16 protein-coding genes are annotated in these 13630 nt (G+C 69.7%); 7 read left to right on the top strand and 9 right to left on the bottom strand.

Annotated elements, in window-relative coordinates:
- Nucleotides 1–7: 7 nt before the first annotated feature.
- Nucleotides 8–769: a YidC/Oxa1 family membrane protein insertase gene (locus FIV50_RS14190; RefSeq protein ID WP_140037981.1), complete on the bottom strand. Its 762-nt coding sequence runs from the start codon at nucleotides 767–769 to the stop codon at nucleotides 8–10.
- Nucleotides 770–831: 62 nt separating this feature from the next.
- Entirely contained in the window at nucleotides 832–1104 is a 273-nt protein-coding gene (locus FIV50_RS14185; protein WP_056373984.1) for a DUF6412 domain-containing protein, read from the bottom strand.
- Nucleotides 1105–1209: 105 nt separating this feature from the next.
- Between FIV50_RS14185 and FIV50_RS14180 the strand changes: the two genes are divergently transcribed.
- The 3 genes from FIV50_RS14180 to FIV50_RS14170 are packed head-to-tail and all read left to right on the top strand — an operon-like array spanning nucleotide 1210 to nucleotide 2936.
- Complete coding sequence (locus tag FIV50_RS14180; protein ID WP_140037980.1) at nucleotides 1210–2256, top strand: NAD(P)H-dependent flavin oxidoreductase; 1047 nt, start codon at nucleotides 1210–1212, stop codon at nucleotides 2254–2256.
- Nucleotides 2257–2295: 39 nt separating this feature from the next.
- A complete protein-coding gene (locus FIV50_RS14175) occupies nucleotides 2296–2553 on the top strand; it encodes a type II toxin-antitoxin system Phd/YefM family antitoxin (protein ID WP_181164231.1) in 258 nt (85 codons plus the stop codon).
- The gene (locus tag FIV50_RS14170) at nucleotides 2550–2936 is read left to right on the top strand and encodes a type II toxin-antitoxin system VapC family toxin (RefSeq protein ID WP_140037978.1); all 387 of its coding nucleotides are present in this window, start codon (nucleotides 2550–2552) and stop codon (nucleotides 2934–2936) included. Before FIV50_RS14175 ends, FIV50_RS14170 begins: the two co-directional genes overlap by 4 nt.
- A 20-nt stretch (nucleotides 2937–2956) precedes the next feature.
- Here FIV50_RS14170 and purU read toward each other — a convergent pair whose 3' ends face one another.
- A complete protein-coding gene (purU, locus tag FIV50_RS14165; protein WP_140037977.1) occupies nucleotides 2957–3808 on the bottom strand; it encodes a formyltetrahydrofolate deformylase in 852 nt (283 codons plus the stop codon).
- 85 nt (nucleotides 3809–3893) lie between these two features.
- Here purU and FIV50_RS14160 point away from each other — a divergent pair, with 85 nt between their 5' ends.
- Together FIV50_RS14160 and FIV50_RS14155 are read left to right on the top strand one after the other, a co-directional pair.
- Complete coding sequence (locus tag FIV50_RS14160; RefSeq protein WP_258184286.1) at nucleotides 3894–5108, top strand: cation:proton antiporter; 1215 nt, start codon at nucleotides 3894–3896, stop codon at nucleotides 5106–5108.
- Complete coding sequence (locus FIV50_RS14155) at nucleotides 5105–5563, top strand: glutaminase (protein ID WP_140037975.1); 459 nt, start codon at nucleotides 5105–5107, stop codon at nucleotides 5561–5563. The genes FIV50_RS14160 and FIV50_RS14155 overlap by 4 nt, the downstream gene beginning before the upstream one ends.
- A gap of 45 nt (nucleotides 5564–5608) precedes the next feature.
- Here FIV50_RS14155 and FIV50_RS14150 read toward each other — a convergent pair whose 3' ends face one another.
- The 6 genes from FIV50_RS14150 to FIV50_RS14125 form a co-directional block, all read right to left on the bottom strand.
- Nucleotides 5609–6331, bottom strand: a complete 723-nt coding sequence (locus FIV50_RS14150; protein ID WP_140037974.1) for a glutamine amidotransferase-related protein — start codon at nucleotides 6329–6331, stop codon at nucleotides 5609–5611.
- A gap of 66 nt (nucleotides 6332–6397) precedes the next feature.
- Nucleotides 6398–7138 (bottom strand): LysR family transcriptional regulator substrate-binding protein, encoded by a 741-nt coding sequence (locus tag FIV50_RS14145; protein WP_181164230.1) that lies wholly within the window; start codon nucleotides 7136–7138, stop codon nucleotides 6398–6400.
- 54 nt (nucleotides 7139–7192) lie between these two features.
- Nucleotides 7193–7600: a DapH/DapD/GlmU-related protein gene (locus tag FIV50_RS14140; protein ID WP_042540126.1), complete on the bottom strand. Its 408-nt coding sequence runs from the start codon at nucleotides 7598–7600 to the stop codon at nucleotides 7193–7195.
- An 82-nt stretch (nucleotides 7601–7682) separates the two neighbouring features.
- Nucleotides 7683–8456 (bottom strand): DNA-formamidopyrimidine glycosylase family protein, encoded by a 774-nt coding sequence (locus tag FIV50_RS14135; RefSeq protein WP_140037973.1) that lies wholly within the window; start codon nucleotides 8454–8456, stop codon nucleotides 7683–7685.
- A complete protein-coding gene (locus FIV50_RS14130) occupies nucleotides 8456–9313 on the bottom strand; it encodes an EI24 domain-containing protein (protein ID WP_140037972.1) in 858 nt (285 codons plus the stop codon). The genes FIV50_RS14135 and FIV50_RS14130 overlap by 1 nt, the downstream gene beginning before the upstream one ends.
- 9 nt (nucleotides 9314–9322) lie before the next feature.
- The gene (locus FIV50_RS14125; protein WP_140037971.1) at nucleotides 9323–10012 is read right to left on the bottom strand and encodes an HAD family hydrolase; all 690 of its coding nucleotides are present in this window, start codon (nucleotides 10010–10012) and stop codon (nucleotides 9323–9325) included.
- A gap of 247 nt (nucleotides 10013–10259) precedes the next feature.
- Here FIV50_RS14125 and FIV50_RS14120 point away from each other — a divergent pair, with 247 nt between their 5' ends.
- Nucleotides 10260–10997, top strand: coding sequence for a GntR family transcriptional regulator (locus FIV50_RS14120; protein ID WP_140037970.1), 738 nt, complete (start codon nucleotides 10260–10262; stop codon nucleotides 10995–10997).
- Between the two features lie 188 nt (nucleotides 10998–11185).
- On the top strand, nucleotides 11186–13597 hold the full coding sequence (locus FIV50_RS14115; protein WP_140037969.1) for a DUF4073 domain-containing protein: 2412 nt from the start codon (nucleotides 11186–11188) through the stop codon (nucleotides 13595–13597).
- Nucleotides 13598–13630: the final 33 nt, after the last annotated feature.

The raw sequence follows: 13630 nt of genomic DNA, 5'->3' as shown, positions 1-13630 counted from the left end.
CGAACCGTCAGCCCGTGACCGCGGCCGGCACGGGCAGGGGATAGCGTCGCCGCAGCAGCATGCGCTGCACCAGCGTCCAGACGACGGTGACCGTCAGGTAGAGCGCGGCCGCGAGGGGCACGAACACGGCGAACACGGCCGTCAGATAGTGCAGGGCGCTTGTCACCCTCAGCATGGTCGGCGAGTTCAGCGGCGAGTCGTCTTCGACCGCGGCCGGCCGGAAGACCCGCCGCGTGATCTCGGCCACCGCGATCATCACGGCGATCAGGGCGCCGAACACCAGCAGCGTCTCAGGCGTCGCCGTGCCGCCGAAGACGGCCGAGACGAGGCTCGTTCCCAGCGGCGCACCGAACAGGTCGTGCGTGAGCAGGTCGTTGGCATGCCCCGCGATGTCCGGGCGGATGAACAGCGTGTACAGGATGCCGACGACCGGAGCCTGCGCGAGGACAGGTAGCATGCCGGCGAACGGAGACGTGTTCTCGGAGCGATAGAGCTCGAGCATCTCCTTCTGCAGGCGTTCGGGGTTCTTCTTGTGTCGGCGCTGCAGCTCGCGCAGCCGGGGCGCGAGGCGCGCCCTGGTCTGCTCGGCCTTCGCCTGTGAGACGCCGACGGGGATCAGCAGGGCGCGCACGAGAAGCGTCACGAGCACCACAGCGAGGGCTGCGGCGGAGGCTCCGGCGACAGGTTCGAGCAGCGAGGAGAGCCCGGCGAGGGCGCCGTACGCCGCATCGAGCAGAAAAGTGAGGGGTGGGAAGGCGAAGATGTCCATGGAAGTCCGTTCGTGTGTCGGGAAGGGTCGGCGAAAGCCGCGCAGTCCCGTACGAGGACGGACTACGCGGGAACGGCGACTCCCGGCGCACGAGGGCGCGGGTGACCGGCGGCATCAGGATCGCTCTGCGCGAGCAGCGTCGAGACGTCGATCGCTCGCAGCGGATGCGGAGCGGTGCTCGGCGAGGGCGGTGCCAGGCTCAGCGCGACGGCGATCGTGAGCGTCGTCAGGGCGATGAGCGCTATGGCGACACCGAGGGCTGCGGCATCGGGCACCGCGATGATCCCGAGCGCGGCCGCGACGAAGCCGAGCATCTGCCCGAACCACTCGCTCATGCGCGCCTCCCTTATCCCTCACGCCGAGGTTATCACCGGCATCCGAGCGGAGGATCGGGCGTCAGCGCTCGCCTCGGGGCTGGACAGCGGAGATAGCCTCGATACATGACTGACCTGCGTGCGCTGCTCGGCATCGAACACCCCATCTTCCTCGGTCCGTTCGGAGGGCTCTCATCCGTCGGGCTCGCCGCGGCCGTGAGCGACGCGGGCGGACTCGGCGGCTACGGGCTGTACGGCTATGACGGCGACCGCATCCGCTCGACCGTCGCGTCGTTGCGGAAGGCGACCTCGCGCCCGTTCGCCGTGAACATCTGGCTGCCGACCGGCGACGAGGTCGAGCCGAACCCGCAGCACACCGTGTTCGCGCAGGCGCTGCAGCCGTTCTACGACGCGGTCGGTCTCGAGGTGCCGGCGCGACCCGAGCGGTACATGCCCCCGCTCGACGAGCAGCTCGACGCGATCTGGGAGTCTGCGCCGCCCGTGCTCAGCACGGTCTTCGGCATCCCCTCCGGCGACATCATCGAAGAGGCGCATCGGCGCGGCATCCGCGTCGTGGCAACGGCGACGACCGTCGCTGAAGCCGTCGTCCTCGCCGAGGCGGAGGTCGACGCCGTCGTCGCGACCGGCTTCGAGGCCGGAGGCCACCGCGTGTCGTTCCTGCGCCCGGCCGAAGAGTCGCTCATCGGCACCTTCTCGCTCGTGCCGCAGGTCGTGGATGCCGTCGACGTGCCGGTCATCGCGGCCGGCGGCATCGCCGATCGGCGCGGCGTCGCGGCCGCCTTCGCACTCGGGGCCTCGGCCGTGCAGGTCGGCACGGCCTTCCTGGCGACGACCGAGTCGGCGGCGAACCAGGCGCATCGCGACGCCATCCGCTCGACAGCCGCTGATGGCACCGTGCTCACGCGGGCGATGAGCGGGCGCCTCGCCCGCGGCGTGCGCAACCGGGCGGTGCGCGCGATCGAGGCGGGCGGAATCATCGCGCCGTTCCCGATGCAGAACTGGCTCACCGGAAAGTTCCGCGCCGCGGCGGGTGAGCAGAATCTGGGCGAGCTGCAGTCGCTCTGGATGGGTCAGGGAGCGCCGCTCGCCCGATATTCCAGTGCGGCGGAGACCTTCGCCGAGCTGGTGGCGGGAGTGCCCGCGAACGCCTGACCATTGCACCTGGCTAGCTATCTGGCTAGAATGGCGTGCATGTCCACCCACAACGTCCTCGAGGCGCGCAACGGCCTGTCGCGACTGATCGCAGAGTCCCAGGCGGGCAGCGACGTCGTGATCACGAAGCGGGGTACCCCGGTGGCTCGAATCGTCCCCATCGGTCCGGTCGATGTCGTGCGCAGTGGGAGACTGCTCGTCGAGTGGATGCAAGAGAACCCGCTGCCTGAACGCCTCGCTCGCGCCGCGACGGAACTCGATGCTCAGATCGACGAGAACCGAGACGCCTGGGAATGATCTACCTCGACTCCTGCATCCTGATCTACGCTCTCGAAGACCGCGGCCCGCGAGGAGACTCCGTGCGGCGCGCTCTCAGTGAAGTCGATGCACCCGTGGCGTCGAGTCCGCTCGCCTTGCAGGAGTGTCTCGTCGGACCCCTCCGTGAGCGCAACGTCGAGGTTCGAGATCGATATCTGGCCCTCTTCGATCGCATCGAGACCGTCGATCTCGACGCGGCCGTTTTCATACGGGCGGCGGAGCTGCGCGCAGATTTCGGCTTGAAGACTCCCGATGCCGTGCACCTCGCTGCCGCTCAGTTGTCGTCCTGCACCGAACTCTGGACGAATGACAGACGACTCGCGGTGGCATCTCGGGGTCTCGCCGTCGATGTGACCGGCTAGCCGAGCCCGAGACGCCTGTCTCAGAGGATGACGGTCGAGCGGCCGTGCACGATCACGCGGTCTTCGGCATGCCACTGCACGGCGCGCGCGAGCACGAGGCGCTCGACATCGGCACCACGGCGCTGCAGCTCGGCCGCCGACTCGGAGTGCGTGACGCGCGTGACGTCCTGCTCGATGATCGGTCCCTCATCGAGGTCCGCCGTGGCGTAGTGGGCGGTCGCGCCGATCAGCTTGACGCCGCGGTCCTTCGCCCTGGCATACGGGTTGGCCCCGATGAAGGCGGGCAGGAACGAGTGGTGGATGTTGATGACGGGGGCGCCCAGACCCGTGATGAACTCATCGCTCAGGATCTGCATGTACCGGGCGAGGACGACGAGATCGACGTTGCCGCGGAGCAGCTCGAGCTGGCGCTGCTCCATCGCCTGCTTGTCGCCCGAGGGGATGTGCACGAACGGCACTCCGAACGACCGCACCGACTCGGCGAGGTCGGGGTGATTCGAGACGACCATCGTCACGTCGATGTCGAGCTGGCCGCGCTGTGTGCGCCACAGCAGCTCCATCAGGCAGTGGTCGTACTTCGACACGAAGATCGCGACGCGCTTGCGGCGGGCGGTGTCGTGCAGCGACCACTCCATGCCGAAGCGCTCGGCGATCGGCTCGAGGTCGGCCTCGAGTGCCGTGCGCGCGGCGGAGAGACCGGGGAGGTGGATCACGGTGCGCTGGAAGAACCGACCGCCCTCGGAGTCGGTGGAGTGCTGATCGAGGGAGATGATGTTCGCTCCGTGGGCGGAGAGCACTCCGGCGACGGCGGCGACGATGCCGGGCTGATCGTCGCAGGCGATCAGCAGGCGGGCGGTGTCGGGCTGAGACATGGGGGCTCCTCGGGGGTGTGCATCGATTCTGCCGTGGATGCGACCACCGGGCGAATCGTCGCTGCGGGGTCGCTACTCTGAGAGCGTGGACGCGGGCGATCTCGGACTGGTGCTGATCCCGCTGCTCGCCGTGGCAGCGCCGCTGCTCGCGCGCGGCATCCGACCCGTCATCCGGGTGCCGATCATCGTGTTCGAGCTCGTGCTGGGGATTCTCGCTGGGCCGGCCGTGCTCGGCTGGGTCGAGCCGACGCCCATCCTCGAGAAGCTCAGCGACTTCGGCCTGGCGATGCTCTTCTTCATGGCCGGATCCGAGATCGACTTCCGGGCCGTCTCCGGGCGCCCGCTGGTGCGGGCCTCGGTCGGATGGATCATCAGCGTCGTGCTCGGGATCGCGATCGGTTTCTTCCTCGCGCCCGGCGAGGGGATGGTCGTGATCGCCATCGCGCTCAGCTCCACCGCACTCGGCACGCTGATGCCGATCCTGCGGGATGCGAAGGAGACCGACACTCCGTTCGGCCGCGCGGTCACCGTGATCGGGGCTGTCGGCGAGTTCCTGCCGCTGATCGCGATCTCGCTCTTCCTCAGCACCCGCACCACACCGCTCGCCGCGGCCGTGCTGCTCGCCTTCGTGGCCCTGGCCGGTCTCGCCGTGCTGATGGCCCATCGGATGCAGCACGGGCGCCTGCACGCCTTCGTCCGCGCCACGCTGCACACCTCCGACCAGTTCGGCGTGCGCTTCGTGGTGCTGCTCATCGCGGCGCTGGTCGGTCTCAGCGTCATGCTCGACCTCGACATGCTGCTCGGCGCCTTCGTCGCTGGGGCCGTGTGGCGCATCATCATGGCGCGGGCGCCCGAGAAGGACGCCGCGGCGATGGAGACCAAACTCGAGGCCATCGCGTTCGGGCTCTTCGTGCCGATCTTCTTCCTCTACACCGGCGTGAACTTCGACCTCCAGGCGCTCGCCGGCTCGTCTGCGGCCATGCTGATGCTGCCCCTGTTCCTCGTCGCGCTGCTCGTGCTCCGCGGCACCACCGCACAGCTCTCGGCCCCGCCCGGATCGAGTGTGAGAGACCGCACGGCGCTCGGGCTGCTGGCCGCCACAGGGCTGCCCATCATCGTCGCTGTGACGGCCATCGGAGTGGACCAGAAGATGATCGACACCGGCACGGCCGCCGCACTCGTCGGCGCGGGGATGCTGTCGGTGCTGCTCTTCCCGCTGCTCGGCATGCTGATCCGCGGCGACGCCGCACGACTGGTCGACCCGGCGCTGGTTCGGGCGCGACCCCAGGGAGAGCTGTGACGACGGCATCCGCGCTGATCGCCGACGCCGTGCGTGCACTCTCGGGCCTGCCGCAGGAGGGGCTGGGCGAAGAGCGGGACTCACGATGGCGCGGACGCCGCATCGTCCGCGTGGGCGCAGCCTGGCACATCGGAGTGCTGCTGCTCACCGAGACGCATGCTCTGGCCACCGCCGAGGTGCTGCGCGCTGCCGACCCCGGACGCCGCGGCTACACGGCCGAGTCCGCGCGTGAGCGCGCCGAGCGACGTGCGCTGGCGCTGCGGGGCGGATTCGACGAGGGCGAGGTCGTGCACATCGGGTGGACGGTGATCGACCTCGATGCGGTGGATGCGGGCGGGGAATCGGGACCGCTCGCGATGATCGACTCCGTGCCGTCGGTGCGATGGAGCAGCGCCGGCGGATGGATGCCTCTCGAGGCATACCTTCGCGAGCGCGTGGAGCTGCTGCGCGGCTGAGCCTGCGGGCGGGCTTCTCCTGACCTGCGCGGAGACAGGGTCGTGTCAGGCTGCCGCGAACGTCTGCGCGAAGCGGCGCAGCAGTGCCGCGCCCTCGGTGACCGATGCCGCGAGCACCTGCCCCTGCACCTCGTCGAACTCGTCGGGGTCGAAGTATCCGGTGGTGCGGTAGAACGTCATCCGGTCGGCGAAGTCCCTCGGGGTCGGCTCAGGGTGGAACTGCGCCGTGTACAGGTGAGTGCCGACCCGATACGCCTGCACCGGGCACGTGTCGTTCGTGGCGAGCAGCACCGCGCCCTGTGGCAGAGCGGCGGCGCTCTCCTTGTGGGCGGTGAAGACGGTGAGGGCGGGGGAGCTCGGGCCGAACACCGGATCGGCCGCGCCGGCCTCGGTCGTCTCGATCACGGTGGCGCTGGCCGCCTCAGGGGTGTCCGTCGTGACCTCGCCGCCCAGCATCCGCGTCACCACGCCGATGCTGAAGCAGGTGAAGAAGACCGCGATCCGGCCCTCGATGGCCAGCCGGGCGATGTGCTCGAGGTCTGATTCGACGCGGAGCTGTGCCGCCGACTTCTCGACGTCGCTCACGTTGAAGGGTGAGCCGCCGACCACGACGCCGCTGTACCGCGCGAGGCGGGCGGCGTCGAGGGGCTCGGCGAGCAGGTCGAGGCGGTCGACGACGTCGACGCCGAGCGCCCGTCGGAACGAGGCGTGCTCGGCATCCGCCGCCCCGAGCTCGGGGCGCACGCAGACGTAGAGAAGCGAGACCACCACGAGAGTCTAACGACGACCGGAGGGGGTCGCCGTCGCAGAGGTCAGTGAGACGTCACGCTCGCGTCATCGCGACGAGTTGGATGTGCGACCACGCACGATCCCGATGAACGTCTCGACGTCGGGGGTGGTGTGGTCGCGGCGCCACACGAGGGCGACCGTCGACGTCGGACCATCGACCAGGGGGCGATGGCCGGCATCCTTGCGGTGGTGCATGCGCGCGAGAGACATGGGCAGGATCACGATCCCGGTTCCGGTGGCAGCGGTCACGATGGCGTCTGCGACGGTCAGCGGCGCGAACGACGGGGAGAGGGCACCGGGGATGTCGATCGGGCCCAGCGGGTCGTCGGTGGGGATCATCACGATCTCCCCCGCGAGGTCGGCGATGGTCAGCTCATCGGCTGCGAGCAGGTGCGAATCGATCGAGGCGACCACGACGGGCACCTCGTCGTACAGGGTGATGATGTGCAGGTTCTCGTCGCTCAGCGGCAGACGCACCAGGGCGGCATCGAGGTCGTCGAGCGCCTCGCGCTGATCAGCGACCTCCACTGGCACGATCTCGACGGGCACGTGCGGCATCCGCTGCTTCCAGGCGTCGATCCACTTGCCGGGCGTGGCGCCCGGCACGACTCCGAGCCGGAACGTCCGGGGCTCGTCGGATTCGGTTTCCGGCGCATCGAACACGACCTTGGCGGTCTTCTTCGGCGGCTTGGGCGGCGGGAACCGCTGCGCCGGTGCCGCCCTGTTGCGTCGCACGGGCGAGCCCTTGCCGGCACGCCCTGCCGGTCGTCGTCCCTGAGTCGCCATGTGCTCCAGGGTACCCGGCGGATGCCGTGAGGCGGTCTGAGTCCGCGGCCGTGATCAGGCCGCGAGCCACAGCCCCTTCGGGTCGGTGGCGACCGTCAGACCGGCGGCGACCGTCTCGTCGTCGCCGATGCGAGCACCGCGCACGATCCGTGCACCGGCCCCGACTTCGGTGCGGACTCCGATGTGTGCGCCGTCTCCGACGGCAGCGCCCTGGCCGATGTGTGCGTGCGCATCGACGTGCGCACCCTCGCCGATCACGGCATCCGGTTCGATCCATGCGCCGCGGGCGATGGTCGCCCCGGCGCCGATACGCGCGCCGGGTTCGATGTAGGCGCCCGCTTCAACATGCGCCTTCGGATGGACCTTCGCGCCATGCGCGACGAGACCGCGACCGTTGGCGTGCTTGCGATACCGCAGCGTCGCGCCCTGGTCGTTCTCGATGTCGACGTAGTTCTTGCCCACGATTCCTCCCCGTGTTCCGGAGTTCTCCGGATATATCAATAACCACGGGTGTGCCGGATTCATTCCCGAGCATGGATCCGAGTCATCGCTGACACACGGGGCACCAGAAGGTGATGCGCTCGCGGGTCGGATCCGCGCCCAGTTCGCCCCGCTTGATGAGGGTTCCGCAGCGGCGGCAGGGCTTGCCGGCACGGCCGTAGACCCAGGTTCCCTGACCAGGTCGATCGACTCCGGTGAAGGTGCGGTGACGACGATCGCGGTTCGCTCGGATCGTGCGCACGCCGAGGTCGAGCAGTGCGGGCACGTCGACCTCGGGGGCGGGAGTGGTCGGCAGGATCCCGCGCAGGAACAGGAGTTCTGCCGCGTACTCGTTGCCGAACCCTGCGACGTTGCGCTGGTCGAGCAGGGCGACGTGGATGCTGCGCGAGTCGGCGGTCACGCGCCTCGCGGCCTCGGCGGCGTCCCAGTCGGGGCCGAGAGGATCGGGTCCGAGATATCCGACGAGCTCGTCTTCATCGCGGGTCGGCACCACCTCGATCTCGGCCAGGTCGATGCCCACCGCCTCGCGCTGTGCGGTGCCGACGATCGCGCGCACCTTGAACGCCGGATGCCGCCACCTCTCACCCGCCCGGTAGACCAGCCAGGCCCCGTCCATGCGCAGATGGGAATGCAGTGTGCTGTCGCCGATGCGCAGCAGCAGGTGCTTGCCGCGGGCGATCGAGGAGACGATCGGCTGACCCGTCAGGTCGAGGGTCGCGAAGCGCGGGACGCGGAGGTCGAAGCGCGCCACCTCGGCACCGACCAGCGCCTCGTCGAGACGTCTGGCCGTGCGGAAGACGGTGTCGCCCTCTGGCATCAGACGTGCCCTGATCCGGCGGGCGGCGGCAGGGGCGCGGAGACGCTGCCCGGTGCGGGCGGTGCGGGCGGTGCGGGCGGTGCGGGGGGTGCGGGCTGAGCGGGAGGAGGGGGAGTCTGCGCCAGGGGAGTGCGCTCCAGCATGGTGCGCGCGAGAGTCGTGGCACCCGCGACGGCGGCGGGCATGACGGCGACCGCGCCGCCGGGGATCAGGAAGCAGAGCTGCGTCGCGACACCGAAGCCGAGCACCCGCGCGCGACTGCCGCGGAACAGCACGGCACGGTCGGCGGGGGTGAGTTCGCGGGCGTCGAAGGCTCGCCCGGTGAGTTCGCGTGCGAGCATCCGCCCCGACAGCACGACACCTCCGACCGCCCCGAGCACCCCTCCGACGAGCGGCACGAGTCCGAGCAGCAGCACCAGGATCGCGATCAGGATGCCGAGGACCACGAGGCGCAGGCCCTCGCCGACCGCCATCCAGAATCCGCCGCCGTCTGACGGCGGTGCATCGCCGAGGTCGGCCTCGACCGCACGCCAGATCCGCTGGTAGAACGGGTCGCCGATCGTCAGGGCGAGCGCGCTGAACACGGCGCTCGCGAGGGCGAGCGCGGCGGCGAAGATCACGATGCCGACAGCGGCTCTGAAGACCGATCGCCAGGCGGGGATCCAGCCGTCTGCGAAGGGCGTGACGGCGTCGGAGATCGGCGCGAGCGACAGGGCGAGCGGCACGAGACCGGCGAGCAGCACCAGCGCCGCGATGAGTCCGGGCACGAGTCCGAGGGCCATGAGGCCGGGGCGGCGTCGCCACGTGCCGAAGCCGCGCAGCAGAGTGCGGATGCCGTAGAAGAACTCCCCGATCATTCGTCCAGCCTAGGAGGGCATCGATCCTCTGGCGACCGCGCGCAGCATCCGAACATCCACGGCGATCAGCGAGGTGACCTGAAGGGTGTCCGGAACCCCCTTCCCGCCTCCGACGACGACGGTCGTGCAGCCGGCGGCCACGGCGGATGTCGCGCCGACGAGGGAGTCCTCGAGTGCGATGCATCTCTGTGCGGCGATCCCCAGACTCGCGGCGGCGCGAAGGTAGGGATCCGGCGCGGGCTTCGTGCGCGGGGTGTCGTCTGCCGTCACGATCACGTCGAACACCGACAGGTCGACGGTCTGCGCGAATCGCTGCACCCAGTGCCGAGGCGAGGAGGTCACGAGGGCCAGCGGCACCCGCGCTGCGGCGAGGGCAGCCAGCAACGATCGAGCGCCGGGAGTCCACGAGACGCCCCCGGCATAGGCCTCGATCGACCGACGATCGAGCTCGTCGGCGACCGCTGCCGTCGTCATCTCGAGCGACAGGTGACTGCGCAGCGTCGCAGCCGCGCGGTCGAGGTCGAAGCCCTGCAGGGCTGACACGAGAGCGGGGTCGTCCGCAACGCTGTGCCGCCGTACGAACTCCTCGACGACGAGCAGCCAGGTGCTCTCGGTGTCGAGGAGCGTGCCGTCCATGTCGCTGAGCACGGCCCATTCGGCTGGTATCGCATCGGCTGAGTGCGGTGTGCGGTCGGGCATGGGGCGTCCTCCGGTCTGCGACCTCGAGCGATCGCTCAGCCCATCCGACCCGACGATACGAGCAGTGCGGCGTCCGTCCGCGAACCTGAGGTGAACGACAGTCGGCCGGCAGCTGAAGTCCGATGGACAGGTGCGTGCACGTGTGCAGCCGCAGGCCGGCAGAGGACTCTCCGCCGGCCGAGCGCGGATACGCTGACGGCGGCGTGCCGGCCCTGTTCCGGGCGGCGAGGTCGGGAGGAGACGTCACATGCATCGCTATCGAGAGATCGCGCGCGATCTGAGCATCCAGATCATCGACGGGGCATTCGACGAGGGCGGGATGCTGCCGCCCGAGGAACAGCTCTCGCGCACCTACGGAGTCTCCCGCGGCACGGTGCGCAACGCACTCGTGCTGCTCGCCCGTCAGGGAGCGATCGCGCCCCGCCGCGGATCGGGCTGGCTCGTGCGCACCACCGTGCAGAGCCAGCGCCTCTCGGAGATGCGATCCTTCGCGCAGTGGGCCCGGAGCCGCGGGATGGAGCCGGGGGGACGAGTGGTGTCGCAGCGCCGCAGAGCCCCCACGGCCCTCGAGCTGAGGCAGCTGCGCGGTGGGTCCCGCGCCGGCGACGTGCTCGAGGTCGTGCGACTGCGCCTGCTCAATCGACGCGTCGTGATGCTCGAGCGCACGGCCTATCCGGCATGGATCGCGCCGATGATCGAGGCGCTGTCGCCTGAGGAATCGTCGGTCGTCGGCGCGCTCGAAGAGCACCACGGCGTGCGCATGGTGCACGGGGAGCACTCGATCGATGCGATCGCCGCATCCAGCGAAGACGCGCGACTGCTCGAGGTGCGACGGTCGAGTCCGCTGCTCCGGGTGAACCGGGTCAGCTACGCGGCAGACGGTCGCGCCATCGAGGCGGGCGACGACCGGTATCTGGCAGACACCATGTCGTTCCAGGTGCAGGCATCCCTGCAGGGCACCTCTCTGACGAGACAGGCCAACTGAGACGAGCCGACGGCCCGGCTCTCGACCCGGTCGGGCTTCTCTGCGGTGGACTGCTGTGCGCACGCGTCCAGCAGGATCCGGTCGGGGAGGCCGGATGTGGCCGTCCGTTCACCTTCCGTGCATCCGCGGTTGGGTGGCCGCGGCGACGCTCGAGACATCAGCCCACTCGTCTCGAAAGGACGACACCCATGCATCCCTCCCGACCTCAGACCCGAACCAGGGGTGTCGCCCTGGTCGGCGTCGCACTGTCCGCCGTGCTGGTCGCCAGCCCGATCGCCGCGAGCGCGCAGGTGCCGGCCGCGGTGCCGCACGAGGTGGTCGCGGCCGCCGAGTCGTCGTTCCAGGTGCCGACCGGCGCCCTCGTCGCCGGCAGCACGGTGCGCATCGAGTACGCGACCGAGAGCCCCGACGACACGAACTGGATCGGGTTCTACCGCGACGGTGAGGTGCCCGGCGGTGACGGTCAGGTCTCCGTCGCCTGGAAGTACGCCCCCGGCGCATCGGGATTCATCGATCTCGAGGTTCCTGCCGCTCCCGGCAGCTACACGCTCTGGTTCCTCGCCGCAGACGGCTACGAGCCTCTCGCCGAACAGCAGACCGTGACCGTGAGCGCTGCCGGCGGCGAGCTGAACCCCGGCGATCCCGCGGCCGCCGTCGACATCGATTCTGTGACGACGGGCGTCGCGACCGATGGAGTGCTGCTGCGCGAGGGCTTCGACGCCGGGCTGCCCGAGAGCTGGTCGGTGGAGTCCGCCTCGACCATGGACGGCGTCGGCACCGCCGACTACCGAGGCTGGTCCGCAACGACGCGTGACGAGTGGACGGCGAATGTCGACGAGATGCGCGCACGCTTCGCCCGCCCGCTCGCCGGCTTCGCGGTCGCCGACGCCCAGCAGTTCGGAGCGCTGCCCTTCTCCTCGACGCTCACCAGCGCTGCTGTCGACGTCGAGTACCTGCGCTCGCTGGAGCTCTCGTTCGACAGTCACTATCGCGGTGCTCCCGCGCAGACAGGCGTCGTCCGCGCGAGCTTCGACGGAGGCGACTGGGCGGAGGTGCTGCGCCTCGACTCCGCATCCGTGGCCGACGGCTACGACCCGCTGCAGCTGAACTACATGCAGGAGATCGCGATCGACGTTCCGGTCGGCGCTGCCGAGGTGCGATTCCAGTGGCAGCTCGACGCACCGGATGCGGGCGCCCGCTACTGGGCGATCGACTCGGTGACCGTGCGCCAGGGCGCGCTCGCGACCGAGGAGGAGGCGACGACGCTGTGGACGGTGTCTGACATCCAGGGTCACCCCCAGGACTTCGAACACGGCCTCAACGATCTGCACGAGCTCGCTCCCGACCCCGCGGGTCTGCTGATCGTCGGAGATCTCGTGAACTCCGGCACCTCGACCGAATGGGACGAGATCTACCAGGTCATGGAGAACACGACCGCGATCCGACCCGAGACCACCGTCACATCGATCGGCAACCACGAGCGCTATGCGAGCGGAGGCTTCGCGTCGAACTTCGAGCGGTTCCTCGCGTTCGCCGAGCGCGACAAGGCGTATGCCGAGTACGTGCTCAGCGGTCCGGGCGGTCAGGTGCCGGTGATCACGATCGGCCAGGAGATCAGCGGCCCGTCCGACGTCGCGATGACCGACGAGCAGGTGGAGTTCCTCGAGGAGCGCCTCGCTCACTGGACGGCGCAGGGTTCGCAGGTGATCGTCAACACGCACTTCCCGCTCGGCGACACCGTCTCCGCATCGTGGATCCCCTGGTACCACGACCACCACCTGATGAACGACCGCCTCACGAGCATCCTCGGCAACTACCCGAACGCTGTCGTGTTCAGTGGCCACACCCACTACCCCGCGACTCTGGGTGACTGGGCGGTGCAGCGCCGCACGGCGGACGGACACCCCGACGGATTCTGGTCGGTCAACACGGTGGCGATGCACGTGGGGTGGGACGCGCGTGGTGAGAACACGGAGGGCATCAGCGAGGTCACGATCGGCGACGTCAACAACGGTCTGATCGTGGAGTCGTACGGCGACCGCATCGTGGTCAAGGCGCTCGACTTCTTCGCCGATGCGCAGATCCGCGAGGTCACCATCCACAACCCGCTCACGCCCTATGCGGCAGACATCGTTCCGGTCGCCGAGCGCCCTGCGGACTACTCCGCGGTCGATGCGGCGCTCGCAGCGGTGCCGGCCGACCTCAGCCCGTTCACGGCTGACAGCGTCGCCGCGCTGAACCGCGCGATCTCCGCCGTCGAGCGGGAGCTGACGGCAGCCGACCAGGCCGACGTGGATGCCATGGCAGCGGCGATCCGGGCGGCGGTCGACGGGTTGGTGCGCATCGACGACGAAGCACCGGGCACCGATCCCGGTGCGGGCTCTGGCTCGGGGTCTGATTCGGGCTCGGGGTCGGGCGTTGGTTCCGGTTCGGACGGAGGTGCGGCCGACGGCGACCTTGCGACCACCGGCTACGACCCCGGCGTCACCTGGATCCTCGCACTCGGACTCCTCGGGCTCGGCGGAGGGATCCTCCTGGTTCGTCGTCTCGTGGCCCGTCGCTCATCGTCGGACGCCACGGAATCGACGCCGCTGAGCTGACGCTGCTGAGCTGACGCGCTGAGTCGCCTCTGC

Origin of the sequence: Microbacterium foliorum (genome assembly GCF_006385575.1) — a bacterium.
GTDB lineage: Bacteria > Actinomycetota > Actinomycetes > Actinomycetales > Microbacteriaceae > Microbacterium > Microbacterium foliorum_B.
The sequence above is the reverse complement of the archived record's forward strand: the minus strand, read 5'-3'. Positions and strand labels throughout refer to the sequence as shown.

Bases quoted from the DNA above. Each gene is read 5' to 3' on its own strand.
- FIV50_RS14190 (WP_140037981.1), bottom strand. From the start codon at position 769: ATGGACATCTTCGCCTTCCCACCCCTCACTTTTCTGCTCGATGCGGCG.
- FIV50_RS14185 (WP_056373984.1), bottom strand. From the start codon at position 1,104: ATGAGCGAGTGGTTCGGGCAGATGCTCGGCTTCGTCGCGGCCGCGCTC.
- FIV50_RS14180 (WP_140037980.1), top strand. From the start codon at position 1,210: ATGACTGACCTGCGTGCGCTGCTCGGCATCGAACACCCCATCTTCCTC.
- FIV50_RS14175 (WP_181164231.1), top strand. From the start codon at position 2,296: ATGTCCACCCACAACGTCCTCGAGGCGCGCAACGGCCTGTCGCGACTG.
- FIV50_RS14170 (WP_140037978.1), top strand. From the start codon at position 2,550: ATGATCTACCTCGACTCCTGCATCCTGATCTACGCTCTCGAAGACCGC.
- purU (WP_140037977.1), bottom strand. From the start codon at position 3,808: ATGTCTCAGCCCGACACCGCCCGCCTGCTGATCGCCTGCGACGATCAG.
- FIV50_RS14145 (WP_181164230.1), bottom strand. From the start codon at position 7,138: ATGGCGACTCAGGGACGACGACCGGCAGGGCGTGCCGGCAAGGGCTCG.
- FIV50_RS14135 (WP_140037973.1), bottom strand. From the start codon at position 8,456: ATGCCAGAGGGCGACACCGTCTTCCGCACGGCCAGACGTCTCGACGAG.
- FIV50_RS14130 (WP_140037972.1), bottom strand. From the start codon at position 9,313: ATGATCGGGGAGTTCTTCTACGGCATCCGCACTCTGCTGCGCGGCTTC.
- FIV50_RS14125 (WP_140037971.1), bottom strand. From the start codon at position 10,012: ATGCCCGACCGCACACCGCACTCAGCCGATGCGATACCAGCCGAATGG.
- FIV50_RS14120 (WP_140037970.1), top strand. From the start codon at position 10,260: ATGCATCGCTATCGAGAGATCGCGCGCGATCTGAGCATCCAGATCATC.
- FIV50_RS14115 (WP_140037969.1), top strand. From the start codon at position 11,186: ATGCATCCCTCCCGACCTCAGACCCGAACCAGGGGTGTCGCCCTGGTC.